Source organism: Kineococcus gurbantunggutensis (assembly GCF_050871925.1).
GTDB lineage: Bacteria > Actinomycetota > Actinomycetes > Actinomycetales > Kineococcaceae > Kineococcus.
This window is the reverse complement of the sequence record NZ_JBJLSG010000017.1, coordinates 40355-56067: the sequence shown is the minus strand read 5'-3', so window position 1 is coordinate 56067 and position 15713 is coordinate 40355. Positions and strand designations below refer to the sequence as shown.

General features: G+C 76.8%; 17 protein-coding genes. 10 read left to right on the top strand and 7 right to left on the bottom strand.

The genetic code is table 11. The features are described from left to right. Positions 1–102: 102 nt before the first annotated feature. On the top strand, positions 103–768 hold the full coding sequence (locus ACRYR7_RS05175) for a sensor histidine kinase (RefSeq protein ID WP_432571003.1): 666 nt from the start codon (positions 103–105) through the stop codon (positions 766–768). Continuing rightward, a complete protein-coding gene (locus ACRYR7_RS05170) occupies positions 765–1457 on the top strand; it encodes a response regulator transcription factor (RefSeq protein WP_432570998.1) in 693 nt (230 codons plus the stop codon). The genes ACRYR7_RS05175 and ACRYR7_RS05170 overlap by 4 nt, the downstream gene beginning before the upstream one ends. A gap of 231 nt (positions 1458–1688) precedes the next feature. Here the strand turns inward: ACRYR7_RS05170 and ACRYR7_RS05165 are convergent, their stop codons facing one another. Together ACRYR7_RS05165 and ACRYR7_RS05160 are read right to left on the bottom strand one after the other, a co-directional pair. Next, positions 1689–3197, bottom strand: coding sequence for a SulP family inorganic anion transporter (locus ACRYR7_RS05165; RefSeq protein ID WP_432571002.1), 1509 nt, complete (start codon positions 3195–3197; stop codon positions 1689–1691). Positions 3198–3410: 213 nt separating this feature from the next. Further along, positions 3411–4382, bottom strand: a complete 972-nt coding sequence (locus ACRYR7_RS05160) for an AraC family transcriptional regulator (RefSeq protein WP_432570997.1) — start codon at positions 4380–4382, stop codon at positions 3411–3413. A gap of 127 nt (positions 4383–4509) precedes the next feature. On the opposite strand from ACRYR7_RS05160, the gene ACRYR7_RS05155 reads away from it, so the two are divergent. Both ACRYR7_RS05155 and ACRYR7_RS05150 read left to right on the top strand, forming a co-directional pair. Then, the gene (locus tag ACRYR7_RS05155; RefSeq protein WP_432570996.1) at positions 4510–5454 is read left to right on the top strand and encodes an NmrA family NAD(P)-binding protein; all 945 of its coding nucleotides are present in this window, start codon (positions 4510–4512) and stop codon (positions 5452–5454) included. Continuing rightward, complete coding sequence (locus ACRYR7_RS05150; RefSeq protein ID WP_432570995.1) at positions 5454–5909, top strand: anthrone oxygenase family protein; 456 nt, start codon at positions 5454–5456, stop codon at positions 5907–5909. The genes ACRYR7_RS05155 and ACRYR7_RS05150 overlap by 1 nt, the downstream gene beginning before the upstream one ends. Positions 5910–5982: 73 nt before the next feature. Here ACRYR7_RS05150 and ACRYR7_RS05145 read toward each other — a convergent pair whose 3' ends face one another. Continuing rightward, a complete protein-coding gene (locus ACRYR7_RS05145) occupies positions 5983–6600 on the bottom strand; it encodes an ABC transporter permease (protein ID WP_432570994.1) in 618 nt (205 codons plus the stop codon). Positions 6601–6764: 164 nt separating this feature from the next. Then, entirely contained in the window at positions 6765–7868 is a 1104-nt protein-coding gene (locus ACRYR7_RS05140; protein ID WP_432570993.1) for a medium chain dehydrogenase/reductase family protein, read from the bottom strand. A 79-nt stretch (positions 7869–7947) separates the two neighbouring features. Here ACRYR7_RS05140 and ACRYR7_RS05135 point away from each other — a divergent pair, with 79 nt between their 5' ends. After that, positions 7948–8583: a TetR/AcrR family transcriptional regulator gene (locus tag ACRYR7_RS05135; RefSeq protein ID WP_432570992.1), complete on the top strand. Its 636-nt coding sequence runs from the start codon at positions 7948–7950 to the stop codon at positions 8581–8583. Positions 8584–8676: 93 nt separating this feature from the next. Here the strand turns inward: ACRYR7_RS05135 and ACRYR7_RS05130 are convergent, their stop codons facing one another. Continuing rightward, entirely contained in the window at positions 8677–9537 is an 861-nt protein-coding gene (locus ACRYR7_RS05130; protein ID WP_432570991.1) for an SDR family NAD(P)-dependent oxidoreductase, read from the bottom strand. 101 nt (positions 9538–9638) lie between these two features. On the opposite strand from ACRYR7_RS05130, the gene ACRYR7_RS05125 reads away from it, so the two are divergent. After that, on the top strand, positions 9639–10523 hold the full coding sequence (locus ACRYR7_RS05125) for a helix-turn-helix transcriptional regulator (RefSeq protein WP_432570990.1): 885 nt from the start codon (positions 9639–9641) through the stop codon (positions 10521–10523). Here ACRYR7_RS05125 and ACRYR7_RS05120 read toward each other — a convergent pair. Then, complete coding sequence (locus ACRYR7_RS05120) at positions 10511–11260, bottom strand: SDR family oxidoreductase (RefSeq protein WP_432570989.1); 750 nt, start codon at positions 11258–11260, stop codon at positions 10511–10513. The genes ACRYR7_RS05125 and ACRYR7_RS05120 overlap by 13 nt on opposite strands. Before the next feature lie 127 nt (positions 11261–11387). On the opposite strand from ACRYR7_RS05120, the gene ACRYR7_RS05115 reads away from it, so the two are divergent. The 4 genes from ACRYR7_RS05115 to ACRYR7_RS05100 all read left to right on the top strand — a co-directional run bounded on the left by ACRYR7_RS05115 (position 11388) and on the right by ACRYR7_RS05100 (position 15128). Then, a complete protein-coding gene (locus tag ACRYR7_RS05115) occupies positions 11388–12218 on the top strand; it encodes a helix-turn-helix domain-containing protein (protein ID WP_432570988.1) in 831 nt (276 codons plus the stop codon). 45 nt (positions 12219–12263) lie between these two features. Further along, a complete protein-coding gene (locus tag ACRYR7_RS05110; RefSeq protein WP_432570987.1) occupies positions 12264–13115 on the top strand; it encodes a metallophosphoesterase family protein in 852 nt (283 codons plus the stop codon). A 42-nt stretch (positions 13116–13157) separates the two neighbouring features. Continuing rightward, the gene (locus ACRYR7_RS05105; RefSeq protein WP_432570986.1) at positions 13158–14012 is read left to right on the top strand and encodes an MmyB family transcriptional regulator; all 855 of its coding nucleotides are present in this window, start codon (positions 13158–13160) and stop codon (positions 14010–14012) included. A gap of 183 nt (positions 14013–14195) precedes the next feature. After that, positions 14196–15128: an NADP-dependent oxidoreductase gene (locus tag ACRYR7_RS05100; RefSeq protein ID WP_432571001.1), complete on the top strand. Its 933-nt coding sequence runs from the start codon at positions 14196–14198 to the stop codon at positions 15126–15128. 94 nt (positions 15129–15222) lie between these two features. Here ACRYR7_RS05100 and ACRYR7_RS05095 read toward each other — a convergent pair whose 3' ends face one another. Next, positions 15223–15693: a rhodanese-like domain-containing protein gene (locus ACRYR7_RS05095; RefSeq protein WP_432570985.1), complete on the bottom strand. Its 471-nt coding sequence runs from the start codon at positions 15691–15693 to the stop codon at positions 15223–15225. Positions 15694–15713: the final 20 nt, after the last annotated feature.

The window sequence follows — 15713 nt, the reverse complement described above, 5'->3', positions numbered from 1 at the left end:
CCCCTCCACCTCCACGCCCAAGACGACGCCCCCCCCCCCCCCGCGCCCCCCCCCCACCCCCCCCCCCCCCCCCCCCCCCCCCCCCCCCCCCCCCCCCCCCGGATCGCGCGCGAGGTGCACGACATCGTCGCCCACAGCGTCTCGGTGATGGTGGCCCTCTCCGACGGTGCGGCCTCAGCCCTGGACCGCGCCCCGGAGGCTTCGCGCCGGGCGCTGGCCGAGCTGTCGAGGACGGGTCGGGAGGCCCTGGGGGACATGCGCAGCGTGCTGGGTTCGCTGGGACCGGACGACGCCGGTGGTGCGCTCGAGCACGGCGCACCGACCTGGCCGACCCCGCCGACCCCGCCGGCCCCGCCGACCTCGCCGACGGAGACGGACCTCGACACGGTCGTCGAGCGGTTCCGCGCCGCGGGCCTGCCCGTGACGACCAGCGGTCTGGAGACCCCGTTGCCGGCCGGGACCGCGCTGCGCCTGGCCGTCGTGCGCATCGTCACCGAGGCGCTGACCAACGTGCTGCGGCACGCGCCGGGAACCCCCTCCGCCGCCGTGGCGCTGCGGCGCACCGGCACCACCGTCGAGGTCGAGATCCTCGACGCCGGCGGCACCCGCGCGGGGGACGACAGCGGGACCCACCGCGGTCTCATCGGCATGCGCGAGCGCGCCGCGCTCCTCGGCGGCCACGTCCAGGCCGGCCCCGGCGACGCGGGCGGCTGGCGGGTCCGCGTCGTGCTGCCGACCGGCGGAGCGGACGAGGGGGACCGCGCGTGACGAGCGTGCTGCTCGTGGACGACCAGGCCCTGCTGCGCATGGGGTTCCGGCTGGTCATCGAGTCCGAGCCCGACCTGGAGGTGGTCGGTGAGGCGTCCGACGGCGCCGTCGCGCTGGAGCAGGTCCGCGCGCTGGCCCCGGACGTCGTGCTCATGGACGTCCGGATGCCCGGGGTGGACGGCATCGAGGCCACCCGGCGCATCGCGGCGGAGCACCCGTCCTCGCGGGTGCTGGTGCTGACCACGTTCGACGTCGACGAGTACGCCTTCGCCGCGCTGCGGTCGGGGGCCAGCGGCTTCCTCGTCAAGAGCGCGCAACCCGCCGAGCTCGTCGACGCGATCCGGATCGTCGCCTCGGGCAGTTCCGTCGTGGCGCCGCGCGTCGTGCGGCGCATGCTCGACCTGTTCGCCCCGCACTTCCCCACCACCGCGGAGGGAGCGCGCGACGGCGGGCTGGACCCCCGGTTGCGGTCCCTGACGCCGCGCGAGCTGGACGTCCTGCGGTGCATCGCCGAGGGGTCCTCCAACGCCGAGATCGCCGAACGCCTCGTCCTGTCGCTGACCACGGTCAAGACCCACGTGGGGAACGTCCTGGCCAAGCTGGGGCTGCGCGACCGGGTGCAGGCGGTCATCGCGGCGTACGAGTCCGGGCTCGTCGGACCGGGCCGGCGGTGGGACGGGCCGGCCTGACGCCGCGCCGGCGCTCTGCGCCGGTCCTGGCCCACGGCACGCCCGCAGACCCCCACGTGCGAGACCGCCTGATCGCGCTCGGCCACGCCGCCGTGCTGGAGCGCACCACCGACGCCGAACTGGACGTCGTCAGCGCCCTGCTGGCGGAGGCGACGGAGGGCGTCGTGCAGCAGCTGAGCCGATCGCCTGCGGCGCAGCGGAGCGCGAGCGCCCGCGGCGCTGCGGGGCGGGTCAGTGCCCGGTGCCCAGGTGCCCGGACAGGCGCTCGTGCACGGCGGCGCTGGCCCGGTTCAGGCCGTGGATGGCCACCCGCTTGCCGCGCGCGGCGTACCTGGTCTCGACCGCGTCCAGGGCGGCGACGGTGGAGGCGTCCCACACGTGCGCCCCGGACAGGTCCACGATCACGTCGTCGGGGTCGTTCGCGTCGTCGAACTGAGCGACCAGGTCGTTGGAGGAGGCGAAGAACAGCGCGCCGCTCACCTCGTAGCGGCGCACCAGGCCGTTCTCGCTGAGCACGCTGGTCACCTGCACCAGGTGCGCCACGCGCCGGGCGAAGAGCAGGGCCGCGAGCAGGACCCCGACGACCACGCCGACGGCCAGGTTGTGGGTGGCCACCACCACAGCGACGGTGGTCACCATCACCGCGGTCTCGGAGCCGGGCATGCGTCGCAGGGTGGCCGGGCGCACGGAGTGCCAGTCGAAGGTGCCCACCGCCACCACGACCATCACGGCGACCAGCGCGGCCATCGGGATGAGCGCCACCACCTCGCCCAGGCCGACGACCAGGACCAGCAGGAACACCCCGGCCAGGAACGTCGACAGCCTCGTGCGCGCCCCGGAGACCTTCACGTTGATCATCGTCTGGCCGATCATGGCGCAGCCGCCCATGCCGCCGAAGAACCCGGTGATGACGTTGGCCACGCCCTGCCCCCAGGCCTCGCGGGTCTTGGACGAGGGCGTGCCGGTGACGTCGTCGACGAGCTTGGCGGTCATCAGCGACTCCATCAGCCCCACCAGCGCCATCGCGAAGGCGTAGGGGGCGATGGTCCGCAGCGTCTCCAGCGTCAGGGGGACGTCCGGGAACAGCGGGGCGGGCAGGGTCCGCGGCAGCGCGCCCTGCTCGCCCACGTCCGGCACCGCCAGCCCGCCGGCCACCACCGCCACGGTGATCACGACGATGGCCACCAGCGGGGCGGGCACCGCGGTGCTCACCCTGGGCAGGAGCACCATGACGGCGATGCCGACCACGACCAGCGGGTAGACCGCCCACGGCACCCCGCGCAGGTGCGGCAGCTGCGCGGTGAGGATCAGGATCGCCAGGGCGTTGACGAAGCCGACCACCACGCTGCGCGGCACGAAGCGCATCAGCCGCGCCACGCCCAGCAGCCCCAGCACCACCTGGAACAGGCCGCCGAGGACCACGGTGGCGATGAGGTGGTCCAGGCCGTGCTCGCGCGCCACGGGGGCGATGACCAGCGCGATCGCCCCGGTGGCCGCGGAGACCATCGCCGGGCGCCCGCCGAGGAGGGCGGTGGAGACGGCCATGGTGAAGGAGGCGAACAGCCCCACCCGCGGGTCGACCCCGGCGATGACGGAGAAGGAGATCGCCTCGGGGATCAGCGCCAGGGCCACCACCAGGCCGGCCAGCACCTCGGTGCGCAGCAGGCGCGGGGAGGCCCAGGCGGGCCGGCGCGGGGAGGCCGCGGGCCCACGCGGTGCGGGTCCGCGCGGTGCGGGCAGGGGGGCGGTCGCCCGTCCAGAACCGGTCAAGGAGCGTGTCCGATCGTGCTCGCGGGGCGCGCCGCAGCGCGTCCCTGGTGGGTGGGGTGCCGGTGGTGTCCACCAGGGCGCGGCGCTGCGCCGGTCGTCGGGGGGTCGCGTCCGGCCCGCCGCGCGCCGGCTCGCGGCGCGTCGGGGGGCGGGACGGCTGACGGCCCTGACTCTAACGTTACGTCAGGGTTGGTGTCCACGAGCGGCCCGGTGCTCGCTGGGGCTGACGCCGAACCGGCGGGAGAACGCCGCGCTGAGGGCGTAGGGGGACCCGTAGCCGACGCGGCGGGCCACGGCGCCCAGGGTCGCGCCCGGCTCCAGCAGCAGGTCCGCGGCCAGGTCCAACCGCCAGGTCGTCAGGTAGGCCATCGGCGGCTCACCCACCAGGCGGGTGAAGCGCCGGGCGAGCGTGGCACGGCTGCTGGCCACCTCCTGCGCCAGCGCCTCGACGGTCCAGGCCCGCTGCGGGCGCTCCTGCAGCAGGTGCAGCGCGGGACCGACCACGGGGTCGGCCGCGGCGGTGTACCACCCCGGCGCCGCACCGTCGCCGGAGTCGAACCAGGTCCGCAGCGCGGCCACCAGCAGCAGGTCCAGCAACCGGTCCAGCACCGCCTCCTGGCCGGCGGCCGCGTGGGCGACCTCCCGCGCCAGCAGGGCCGAGACCGCCGGGACCGCACCGGTGGCGCCACCGCCGCGCACGACGGTCAAGGGCGCCAGCGCCTGCAGCAGGCGACGGCCGAGCGCCCCGTGCCGGGCGTAGGTCCCCGTCAGCACCCGGGTGCCGCCAGCACCGCCACCACCGCTGTCGCCGCCGCTGTTGCCCCACACCCGGGTGCCCCGCCAGCCCAGGGGGACCCGGACCCCCTCCACGGTCGTGCAGCGCTGGCCCGGGCCGATCAGCGCCTGCACGGGCGTGGCGGGTCCGTCGGCCACCACGTAGGGCTCCGGTCCCCGCAGCACCGCCACGTCCCCGGGGCCGATCACCTGCGCCGCCGCCCCCTCGGGCACGACCCAGGCGGAACCGCTCACCACCGCCACGACCGTCAACGGCGCACCGTCGTGCACCCGCAGCGACCACGGCGCGGTCAGCTCGCAGCGCAGCACGAACGCACCGCGGGCCCGGGGACCGGCCAGCAGGTCCGCGAGGGGGTCCACGAGCAGCCACCCTAGGTCCGCGCAGCACGGCCCCGGCAGCGGTTCCCGGGGCGGGTCGAGACGCCGGCGCATCCCCTCGCGCGCCTGGACGATGTCGCGCGCCCGCCGCGCGCGCTTGGCTGCAGCCATGACGACGAGAACCCCCGCGACCACCCCGACGACCACACCGACGACCACACCGGCGGCAACCCCCGCGAGGACGCCGGCCGGCACCACGGCCGGCACCACGACCGGTACCGCGACCGGCGCCGGTGCGCGGCCGGTGCTGGTGCTCGGCGGCACCGGCACCACCGGGCGGCGGGTGGCCCAGCGCCTGCAGCGGGCCGGGCGGGAGGTGCGGGTGGCCTCGCGGGCCGCGCACCCGCCCTTCCGGTGGGAGGAGCCGGGCACGTGGGACCCGTCGCTGGACGGTGCCGGGGCGCTGTACCTGGCGTACTCCCCCGACCTGGCCGCCCCGGGTGCCCCCGAGGTGGTCACCGCCCTGGCCCGCGCCGCCGTGCGGCACGGGGTGCAGCACCTGGTGCTGCTGTCCGGGCGCGGCGAGGAGGAGGCCCAGCGCGCCGAGGCGCAGGTGCGCGACGTCGCGGCGCAGGCGGTGGTCGTGCGGGCCAGCTTCTTCATGCAGGACTTCGACGAGAAGTTCCTGCGCGAGCCCGTGCGCGCCGGCCTGGTGCGCCTGCCGGTGGGGCCGGTGGCCGAGCCCTTCGTCGACGCCGAGGACGTCGCCGACGTCGCCGCCGCGGCGCTGCTGGACCCGGCGCGCCACGCGGGGGCGACGTACGAGGTCAGCGGTGCGCAGCTGCTGACCTTCCCCGAGGCGCTGGCCGTCGTCTCCGCCGCGCTGGGCCGCACCGTGCGCTACGAGCAGGTCCCGATCGCCGGCTACCGGCGGGAGCTGGCCGCGCAGGGCGTGCCCGCCGAGGTGGTGGACCTGCTGACCCACCTGTTCACCGAGGTGCTCGACGGTCGCGGGCAGCGCCTGAGCAGCGGTGTGCAGCAGGCGCTGGGGCGCCGGCCGCGCTCCTTCACCGACTACGCCGCCCGGACCGCGGCCAGCGGGGCGTGGGGTTGATGCACGCCCTGCACCTGGTGGCCGGCACCGGCTGCGCCGTGGTCGGCGGGGTGTTCTTCGCCTTCTCCACCTTCGTGGTGCCGGCGTTGAGGCGCCTGCCCGAGGCCGAGGCGGGGCGGGCGGTGCGCTCGATCAACGCCGCCGCGGTGCGCCCGGCGTTCATGTTCGCGCTGTTCGGGACCGCGGCCGCGTGCGCGGTGCTGGGGGTGGCGGGCGCGCGCCGGGGCGATGCCCGGCTGCTCGCCGGGTGCGCCTGCTACCTGGTGGGCGTGGTGGGGGTCACCCTGGCCGCGAACGTGCCGCTGAACGAGCGCCTGGACCGCCGGCAGGTGGCGTTCGAGGACTTCGCCGTCGCGTGGTCGCGCTGGAACCACGTGCGCACCCTCAGCGGCATCGGTGCCGCGGTCCTGCTGCTGAGCGACGCGGCGGGTCGGGCACCTGTGCCGGTCACGTGAACGGTGCGCCGACGACGGCAGGTTCCCCACCGCACCGCGGGCTCGGCGCTCCACCCGTCAGCGCCGGGGCCCGTCAGCGCGGGGCACCCCGGCGCAGGCGCGCGTGCACGAGCGCGGCGGCCAGCAGGTACGAGCCCGCACCGGCCGTGGCCAGCAGGGTCCGGGCACCGTCCAGCGGCAGCAGCAGGCCGGCGCCGGCGAGCAGGGCGAGGACCGCGCCGAGGCGGTGGTGCACGGTGTCGCGGCGCAGGGCCCCCTCGGCGAGGTAGATCAGCCCCACGACCAGCGCGGACCCGGCCGCCCACAGCAGCGGCTGGACGTCGGGGTCGGCGGTGCTGCGGGTGACGGCGCCGATCAGCAGGAACAGGCCGGCGAAACCCGCCGGCCAGGTGAGGCTGAGCAGCCTGTCCGCACGGGCCTGCTCGGCGGGCGCGCCGCGCTGCGCGCGCACGGCGGTCACGGTGCTCGCGACCGTCCCCACGGCCAGCCCGGCGGCGAGGAGCACCGGGGGCAGGTTCGCGGGCAGGTCCAGCGGTGCGCCGGGCCCGGCGCCCAGGGCGGCGGCGCCGTGGCCCAGGGCGTACGCGGCGGCGAAACCCAGGTACCCGAGGCGGTTGTCGAGCGCCGGGGCCGGGGCCGTGCTCGCGGTCGGTGCGGTCGGTGCGGTCGGTGCGGTCGTCGTGGTGCTCACGGTGGGGTTCCTCTCGGGGTCGTGGGGGTTCCGGGGTCGTGGGGGTTCCGGGGTCGTGCGGGTTCCGGTGTCGTGCGGGTTCCGGGGCGTGGGGGTTCCGGGGCGTGGGGGTTCCGTGGCGTGGGGGTTCCGGGTGGTGCGCGCGGCCGCCGGTTGCGGCGGGGTCACCGCGGCAGGAGGACGACCTTGCCCGCGACGGTGCGGCTCTCGGCGAGCTCGAGGGCCTCGGCGGCCCGCTGCAGCGGCAGGCGGGCGGCGACCTGCGGCTGGAGGACGCCCTCGCCGAGCAGCGCGGTGACGCGGGCGAAGGCGTGCTGCTGGCGGGCGTGGAACCGCCGGGGCCGGCGGCTGCCGCTCCAGAAGTTGTAGAAGGTGGCGCGGCGGCCGTCGGGCAGGGCGCTCCACAGGGCCAGGCGCGCGAACAGCTTCAGGACCGGCAGCCGGGAGTTCCCCTGCTCGTCCCTGGTCGCGGCCGTGCCGTAGGAGACGAGCACGCCGCCGCGCCGCACGAGCCGCCGGGAGTCGCGGATGCCGGGGCCGCCCACGTGGTCGAAGACGGCGTCGACGCCCTCGGGGGCGAGCTCGCGCAGGCGCGCGTGCAGGGCGGGGTCGTGCGCGTCCACGGCTTCGGCGCCGAGCCGGCGCAGCAGCGGGTGGTGGCGCCGGGCGGCGGTGCCGATGGTGCGGATGCCGGCGTGCCGGGCCAGCTGCACCAGCGTGGAACCGACCCCGCCGTTGGCCCCCAGGACCACGACGGTGCCGCCGGGGCGGACCCCGGCCACCTCGTGGAGCATCTGCCACGCGGTGATGCCGTTGACCAGGAGCGTCTCGACGTCGGCGGGATCGAGGCCGTCGGGGACGGGCAGCAGGTCCGCGGCCGCGACCTCCACGTGGCTGGCCCAGGCGCCGGTCTTGACGACCGCCGCGGCGCGCCGGCCGAGCAGTTCGGCGGGCGCCCCCGGGCCGGTGGCCACGACGGTGCCGACGAGGTCGTAGCCGGGCACGAAGGGGAAGGCCGGCTGGTCGTAGTACTTGCCGCGGCGCATCTGCTGCTCGGCGAAGCTGACGCCCGTGGCCTGCACGCGCACCAGGACCCGTCCGGGGCCGGGCGCCTGCTGGGCCACCGAGCGCACCACGAGGCCGCGGGGTTCGACGAGGCCGGGCAGCACGACCTCGGTGCGGGTGGGGGGCACCGCCGGGGTGCCGGTGCGGGTGCTCGCCGGGGCGTTCGCGGCGGCGTCCGGGACGGGTGCGGGGGTGGTGGTCATGACGGGCCTCCTGGGCTCACGACTGAATGCTTACAGCCGTAAGCCTAAGGCCTCAGTGAACAGGTGTAAAGTGACGGATGTGAGCGCACAGCGGACCGAGCGGTCGTCGACGGCGCCACGGGTGCGCAACGCCCGCGGCGAGGGCGCCCGGCTGCGCGAGGAGATCGTGGCCGCGGCCACAACCCTGCTGCAGGCCGGACCGGCCGAGGCGGTCACGCTGCGCGCGATCGCCCGCACCGCCGGCATCGCGGCGCCCTCCATCTACCGCCACTTCCCCGACGTCGACGCGATCCTGCGGGCCGTCGTGGACGAGGCCTTCGACGAGCTGACGGCAGCGTTGCGGGACGGCGCGCGCGGCGAGGACGCGGTGCAGCGGCTGTTCGGCGTCTGCCGCGGCTACCTGGACTTCGCCGAGGCCTTCCCCCAGCGCTACCGCCTGATGTTCGGCGGCGCCTGGAACGCCGCGGCCACCGACGACGAGGACGAGCTGGCCGAGCGCTCGCGCATCGGGCTCGCCACCTTCGCCGTGCTGACCGATGCCCTGCAGGAGTGCGTGGACTCCGGGGCCTCGAGCAGCTCGGACGTCTTCGCCGACACCACCGCCCTGTGGGTGGCGCTGCACGGCCTGGCCGGGCTGCGCCGGACCGCCTCGCTGTTCCCCTGGCCGCAGGGGCTGGACGAACGGCTCGTCACCGCGCTCGCGCGCCTGGGGTGACCCCGCCGCCCCGGGGGGCGTCGCGCAACCGCCCGGGCGCGGAACCCACCGCCGGCGGCAGGGAGCGGCGGGGGCGCTCGCGCGCTGCGGGTCTCAGGAGCGCGTGGCCGTGATGCCCCCGTCGACGGCGATCTCCGCGCCGTGCACGTACCCGGCCCGCTCCGAGAGCACCCACGCCACCACCTCGGCGACCTCCTGCGGGGTGCCCGGGCGCCCGGCGGGGGTGCCGGCGGTCATGGCCTCGATCACGTCGCCGGCCGAGGCGTTGACCGGGGTGCGGGTGGCGCCCGGGGAGACGGTGTTCACGCGCACCCCGCGCGGGCCGAACTCCGCGGCCCAGCTGCGCGCGAGCTGGACCTCGGCGGCCTTGGTCGCGGAGTACAGCCCGACGAAGGGGTGCCCGACGTGGGCCATCCAGGACCCGAGCACGACGATCGCGCCGTGCCCTCGCTCGGCCATCGCCGGGGCCAGCGCGGCGGTCAGCACGTGCGGGGCGCGCACGTTCACCGCCAGCGCGGCCTCCAGGTCGGCGTCGGCGAGGCTGACGGTGTCCACCGCCGGGCACAGGGCCGCGTTGTGCACGAGCGCGTCCAGCCGGCCGCCGGCGGCCTGGACGGCGGCGGCGGCGAACTCGCGCAGCACCTGCGGCGGGGCGCTCAGGTCCGAGGGGACGAACACCGCCCGGCCGGTACCCGTACCGCCACCGGCACCGGCCTCGACGTCCGCGACGACGGACTCGCCGCGCACCGCGTCGCGGCCGGTGACGACGACGTGCCAGCCCTGCGCGGCCAGGGCGCGGGTGGTGGCCGCGCCGATGCCGCTGGTGGAGCCGGTGACCAGGACGGTGCGGGTCCCCTCGGCGGGGGTCCCGGCGGCGCTGCTGCCGGTGGTGGTGCCGGTGGTGGTGGTGCCGGTGCTGCTGCTGGTGGTGGTGCTGCTGGTGGTGGTGGTCATGGCGCCCATCCGATCCGGGCCGCGGGGTGCGCACCAGGGCGCGCGCTGCCTGGTCACGGCGTGACCAGGTCCGTACCGCGGCCCGCTCCTACGCTGGGCCGGTGCCCGCCGACCGCGCCGCCCTGGGAGCGTTCCTGCGCTCGCGCCGAGACCGCCTCACCCCCGCGCAGGCCGGCATCGCCGCCTTCCCCGGCCCGCGGCGCGTGCCGGGCCTGCGCAAGGAGGAGCTGGCGGTGCTGGCGGGCCTGAGCCCGGACCACTACAGCCGCCTGGAGCAGGGCCGTCAGCACACCGTCACCGAGGAGGTGCTCCAAGCGCTCGGCCGGGCGCTGCAGCTGGACGACGTCGAGCGCGCCCACCTGCGCGACCTGGCCGCCCCGGCCTCGCGCCGGCGACGCCCCGGGCCCGAGGCCCCGCAACGACCCGAGCCGGGGATGCTGCGCCTGGCGGGCGCGCTGGAGCACGTGCCGGTGCTGCTGCTGGGACGCCGCTCGGAAGTGCTGGCGCGCAACGGCTTGCTGAGCGCGGTGCTGGGTGCCGCGCTGGACCCGGGGGACTCCTTCGCCCGCTGGTTGTTCCTGGACCCCGGCGCCCGGGTGCGGATCGTGAACTGGGCCGACTTCGCCGCGGCCGCGGTGGGGGCGCTGCGGTACGAGGTGGGGCGCCACCCCGACGACCGGGCCCTGGCCGCCCTGGTCGCCGAGCTGCGCCGGGGCGATCCCGACGTCGCGCGGTGGTGGGACGACCAGCGGGTCACCTTCCGCACGTCGGTGACCAAGCACGTCGCGCACCCGACGGCCGGCCCGCTCACCTTCGGCGTCGAGTCCGTCGTCGGCCCGCACGACCCCGAGCAGCGCCTGGTCGTCTACACCGTCGAGCCCGACTCGCCCACGGCGCGGGTGCTGCCGCTGCTGGCCAGCTGGTCGGGCGCGCCGCCGGCGCCGGCGGGCCGGTGCTCGGGCGCGGGCGGCGTTCAGGGCCGCTGAGCGGCGGGGCGGACCACGACCTCGTTGACGTCGACGTCGCCCGGCTCGCCCACCGCGTAGGCGACCGCCCGCCCGATCGCCGAGGGCGCGATGGCGTTGCGGCGGTACTCGACCATCCCCGCGCTGGCCGCGGGGTCGGTGATGTGCCCGGCCAGTTCGCTCTCCACCACCCCGGGGCTGACGGTCGTCACCCGCACCGTCGGCGGCAGGTCCTGGCGGACGCCCTCCATCAGCGCCCAGACCGCGTGCTTGGTGGCGCAGTACACCGCGGCGGTGGGCACGACCTCGTGGGCCCCGATGGACGCCGTGGTCACGAAGTGGCCCGAGCCCTGCCGCAGGAAGTGCGGCAGGGCCGCGGCGATCCCGTGCAGGACTCCGTTGACGTTGACGTCGACCATCCGGCGCCACTCGTGCGTCAGCAGGGAGGCCGTCGGGGACAGCAGCATCACCCCGGAGTTGGCGACGAGGACGTCGAGGCGGCCGTGCTCGGCGACGACCGCCTCGACCACCCGGCGGTAGGCGTCGGCGTCGGTGACGTCCAGGGCCGCGCTGGAGGCGCTCCCGCCGCTGCGGGCGATGTCGGCGGCGACCTGCGCCAGCCGGTCCTCGCGGCGGGCGGCGAGGACGACGTGGTGCCCGGCGGCGGCCAGCTCGCGGGCGACGGCCTCGCCGATCCCGCTGGAGGCACCGGTGACGAGGACGGTCCTGCGCCCGGCGGTGTCGATGCGTTCGCTCATGACCACGACGGTGCCCGCGCGCCCGCAGCAGGAGGAGACCGCGCCGAGGGTGGTAGCGCCACGGCCACCCCCGCCGCCGCACCGCGCCCTACGGTGCAGGGGTGAGGAGATCGAGGACGGTGGCGGCGTGAGCGGCCTCGGGGAGTACCTGCGCGCCCGCCGCGCCGAGCTCTCCCCCGCCGGCGCCGGCCTGCCGGCCGGGACGCGCCGGCGGGTGCCGGGCCTGCGCCGCAGCGAGGTCGCCCTGCTGGCCGACATCAGCGTGGAGTACTACGTCCGCCTCGAGCAGGGCCGCGAGCGCAACCCCTCACCGGCCGTGCTCGACTCGCTGGTCTGCGCGCTGCAGCTGTCCCGCGACGGCGCCGAGCACCTGTACCGGCTGGCGGGCTTGGCCCCCGCCGCGCGCGCCGCCGGTCCCGAGCGGGTCGGTGCGCGGCTGGCCGGGCTGCTGCTGGCCTGGCCGGCGACCCCCGCACTGGTCCTCGGGCGCGCGCTGGACGTGCTGGCGGCCAACCCCCTGGCCGAGGAGCTGTTCGAGGGTTTCCCGACGACCCGCAACCTCGTGGAGCTCGTCCTGCGCGACCCGCTGGCGCGCTCGCTGTACCCCGAGCGCGACGTCGTGGTGCGCGACAGCGTCGCCGCCCTGCGCCTGGCCGACGGGGCGCACCCCGGGGACGCGCGCATCCGCGAGGTCCGCGAGCGCCTGAGTGAGGACCCGGAGTTCGCCCGGGCGTGGGAGCGGCACGACGCGCGCGGCAAGAGCGCCGAGCGCAAGCGCTTCGCGCACCCGCGGGCCGGCGAGCTGACGCTGCACGTGCAGGCGTTCGACGTGCGCGGTTCGGCGGGGCAGCAGCTGGTCGTCTACCACGCCGAGGCCGGGTCCCCCAGCGCGGACGGGCTGGCGCTGCTGGGCATCCTGGCCGCGCAGCGCACGTCCTCGCGCCCCCGGCCCCGGTGACCGGTCGGGCCGACGGCAGCACCCGCCGCCGGTAGGGTCGCGCCGATGGCTACCGACGGCACGGACGGCGACCTGCTGGCCGTCAGCGACCTGCACGTGGCGTACGAGGAGAACCGCGCGATCGTCGAGCGCCTGCGACCGCGCTCGGAGGGCGACTGGCTGATCGTCGCCGGCGACGTCGGCGACGTGGTGGAGGACGTCGAGCGCACGCTCACGCTCCTGAGCCGCCGCTTCGCCCGCGTCGTGTGGGTCCCCGGCAACCACGAGCTGTGGACGCTGAAGCGCGATCGCCACCCGCTGCGGGGGGTCGCGCGCTACGAGCACCTCGTCGAGGTGTGCCGCGCGCTGGGCGTGCTGACCCCCGAGGACCCCTACCCGGTCTGGACGGGCGCGCGGGGCAGCGTGCGCATCGCACCGCTGTTCACGCTCTACGACTACTCCTTCCTCACCCCCGGCACCTCCACCCCCGCCGAGTCCATGGCCGCAGCGCGCGCCGCCGGCGTCGTGTGCAGCGACGAGCACCTGCTGCACCCCGATCCCCACCCCACCCGCGAGGCGTGGTGCCACGCGCGGGTGAGCGCGAGCGAGCAGCGCCTGGCGGCGGTGGCCGGTGACCTGCCGCTGGTGCTCGTCAACCACTGGCCGCTGGTGCGCGAGCCGACCCGGGTCCTGAGGCACCCGCAGTTCGCGCAGTGGTGCGGCACCGAGCGGACGGCCGACTGGCACACCCGCTTCGGCGCCGCCCTCGTCGTCTACGGCCACCTGCACGTCCCCCGCACCACCACCCACGACGGCGTGCGCTTCGAGGAGGTGTCGATCGGCTACCCGCGGGAGTGGGGGCACCGGGGGCTGCGCGAGGACCTCGCCCGCGTCGTGCTGCGCGGCGCCCGGGCGTGATCGGGCCTTCCGGGCGCACGGGCGTTCGGGCACACTCCGACCGTGGAGCGGCACGAGTTCGGCGCGGCGGTGCGCCACCTGCGCGAGAGCACGGCCCCGGAGTACGTGGGGCTGGCGGCGGGCGGCCGGCGGGTGCGCGGGCTGCGGCGCGAGGAGCTCGGTGAGCTCGCGGGGATGTCCGCGGACTACGTGCGCCGCCTGGAGCAGGGCCGCAGCCACCCCTCGGCCGGCGTGGTCAACGCCATCGCCCGGGCGCTGCGGGCCGGGCGCGCGGACTACGAGCGGCTGTGCGCGCTGGCCGGCTACGCCGCCGCCGAGGGACAGGTGCCCACCGACCTCGGCCCGGGCGCGAGGCGGCTGCTGGAGCGCTTCGCCGACACCCCGATGGTCGTCTCCGACGCGGCGATGAACGTCGTGGCGGTCAACAGCGCGTTCCTGGCCCTGGAGCACTGGAACCTCACCGGGGACCGCTGGCAGTGGAACGTCGCCTGGCGCGCGTTCCGCGACCCGTTCGAGGCCTTCAAGCAGTCCGGGGCCGACGCGGACGACCACGAGGCGGTCCTGGTGACCCAGCTGAGGAACTCCCTGCTGCGCTACCCCGCCGACACCGCCCTCGCCGCGATGGTGGACGACCTGCGCAGCACCAGCCGACGCTTCGACGCGTTGTGGCGCGCACCGCGGCCGGTGGGAGCTTACGAGAGCAGCGCGACGTTCACCCAGTCCGACGGCGACTCCGTCACCCTGGTGGGCAACCTCATCGCCATCCCCGGCGACGACCTGGCGGCCGTGGTGCTGACCGCGGCGCCGGGCTCGGCCGACGAGGCCCGCCTGGCGGAGGTGGTCGGCGCGGTCGAGCGGCGGGCGGTCGTGGAGGTGGGCCGAGCCGGCCCAGGCTGACCGCGTCGGGACCTGCGACGTTGAGCGCGTCACCGGGACGCCTCACGAGCGGCGGCCCGACGGAGCAGCGAGAGGACGAGCACCGTGAACACCACCCGCGCCACGAAGGTCCCGAGCACCACCGGCACCGCGGACACCCCGGGAACCGCGAACGCCCCGGAGACCGCGGAGAGCCCGAGGACCATGCGGGCCGTGCGCTTCCACGAGACCGGCGGGCCGGAGGTCCTGCGCCGGGAGGAGGTCGCCCTGCCGGTCCCCGGCCCCGGGCAGGTGCGCGTGCGGGTGGCCGCCTCGGCGTTCAACGCCGCCGACGACGGCATGCGCGCCGGCTTCCTGCCCATCCCCATCGTGCTGCCGCACGTGCCCGGCTACGACGTCTCCGGAACGGTCGACGCCCTCGGCGAGGGCGTGGAAGACCTGGCCGTCGGAGACGCCGTCATCGGCTTCCTGCCCATGGAGCGCGACGGCGGTGCCGCCGAGCACGTCCTCGCCCCCGCGCAGGCGCTGGTGGCGGCCCCCACCAGCGTCCCGCTGGCCGACGCAGCAGCCCTGCCCTCGGTGGCGCTGACCGCGTGGCAGGCCCTGTTCGACGACGGCGAGCTCACCGCCGGGCAGCGCGTCCTGATCAACGGCGCCGGGGGTGTGGTCGGCAAGTACGCCACCGCCCTGGCCCACCGAGCCAGCGTGCACGTCATCGCCACCGCCAGCCCCCGCAGCGCCGAGGCCGTGCGCGCCGCCGGCGCCGACGAGGTCGTCGACCGCACCACCACCGACCTGCTCCACGCCGTCACCGAGCAGGTCGACGTGCTGCTCAACCTCGCTCCGATCGAGCCCGAGCGGTTCAGCGCGCTGGTGGCGCTGGTCCGCGACGGCGGCAAGGTCGTCAGCACCACCGCCTTCATGGCCACCCCCGGCGACGAAGCCCGCGGCGTCAGCGCGACCACCGTCTTCGTGAGGCCGAACCGCGAGCGCCTGGCCGAGCTGGTCTCCCTGGTCGACGCCGGGCAGCTGCACGTGGAGGTCACCCGCCGCATCCCGCTGGCCGACCTGCCCGCCCTGCACGCCGAAGCCGCCGCCGGCCGCGTCCCGGGCAAGGTCGTCGTCCTGGCCGGGTGAGACCCGCACGGGGCCGCACCGGGCCGCCCCCGGTGCGGCCGGGTGCGGTCGGGTGCGGCCCGGTGGGGACCGGCGCCGGCGGTTCCACCGCTCCTCAGCGCGGCACCGGTGCCGTCGTCCCCGCCGGTGCCCCGTCCGCTCCCGCCGCCCGGACCGGGGCGACGAGGTCGTCCGGGGCCCGCCGGGACCGTCCGGCGCCGGTGGTGATCGCCAGCCCCTCGCGCACCCAGTACTCGAAGCCGCCGATCAGCTCCTGCACCCGGGTGTACCCCATCGAGGCCAGGGTGAGGGCGGCCCTGGTGGCGCCGTTGCAGCCCGGCCCCCAGCAGTAGACGACGATCGGGGCGTCCAGGTCGGGCACCACCGCCGCGATGCCGTCGCGCACCCGCGCGCCGGGCAGGTGCACCGCACCGGGGATGCGGCCCTGGTCCCACCCCGCTGCGGAGCGCACGTCGAGCACCAGCGGTGCTGCACCGCCGGCGCGGGCTGCGGCCAGGTCGGCCGGGTCGGTCTGGTGGGTCAGCTTGGCGGCGAAGAAGTCCACCGCGGGGATCGAGGTCTGCACGCCCACGATCGAACCCGCCC